Raw genomic sequence first — 919 nt, 5'->3', positions numbered from 1 at the left:
ATTCCGCCCCGCAAACCCGAGGGTTTCCAACTGGAGCCTATTTTGCAGCTAAGTGACACTTATCAACCCTCCGCGCGTGACAGACCCCATTGTCGGTAAACGCTCCGCCAAGGGCTGATTGCCTCTCTAGACGAGCTTCTTGCGCGTCTCCTTCAGTATGCCCTTCTTGAAATCGGACCATTTGCCGAAGAACTTCTCGTCCGTCGCGGTGGCCGCATGCTCCGTGTATTTGATCGCCGTGAGCTCCATGGTGCAGATGTAGTCTGCCGCCTGCGAAAGCCGGTACTCGGAGGGCTGCGCCGACCGGTAGACGACGGCGTCCTTCGACAGCGCGTACTCGACCGCGCGATGGAGGGACTCGGCGATGGAGTGCCGGCCGTTGTCGTAGTAGACCTTGACCATATCGTAGGATTGCAGCTCCGCGAGGTTGTCGAACAGGAAGTTCACGAGGTCCCTCCGCATCGTCCCCGCGAGCTTGTCGAGCGAGGCGAACTGTTTGGTCGCGTATGCGAAGGTATGGTACTTCACGGGCATGTGGCGGAAGAAGACTCGGAACGAGCCGAGCAGCATCTTGCGCGTTCTCAGGTCGAGTCCGGAGTACTGGTCCTTGCCGTTCATGAGCGGCGACGCATGGAAGGGTATGTCCGGGAGCCCCTTGGCGCGAAGGGCGCCCTCGTATGCCGCGATCGAATCCGCGATGCTCTCGGATTGGTCGTGCATGACGATGGTAAGCAGGTAGTGGCGGTCGGAGAGGCCGTCGCTTCCCGACTCGTCGACGAAGATGCTGAGTTCTCGCATTGTTTTCCTGAATAAGAAAAAAGCCGGGGAAAACGTCCCCGGCACTTGGAAGCCTTCCTAACGGAAAACCAATTACCTTATATCATGTACTGTCTGAGAATTCAAGGGAGCTCGAAGCGTT

General features: G+C 58.1%; 1 protein-coding gene. It reads right to left on the bottom strand.

The window, feature by feature from the left end; genetic code table 11:
• Positions 1–126 precede the first annotated feature (126 nt).
• The gene (locus DXD49_RS09560) at positions 127–798 is read right to left on the bottom strand and encodes a DUF3800 domain-containing protein (RefSeq protein ID WP_117794838.1); all 672 of its coding nucleotides are present in this window, start codon (positions 796–798) and stop codon (positions 127–129) included.
• Positions 799–919 lie beyond the last annotated feature (121 nt).

It is taken from the genome of Collinsella sp. TM05-38 (assembly GCF_003466445.1).
Lineage (GTDB): Bacteria > Actinomycetota > Coriobacteriia > Coriobacteriales > Coriobacteriaceae > Collinsella.
This window is presented reverse-complemented; position numbering and strand designations above follow the sequence as displayed.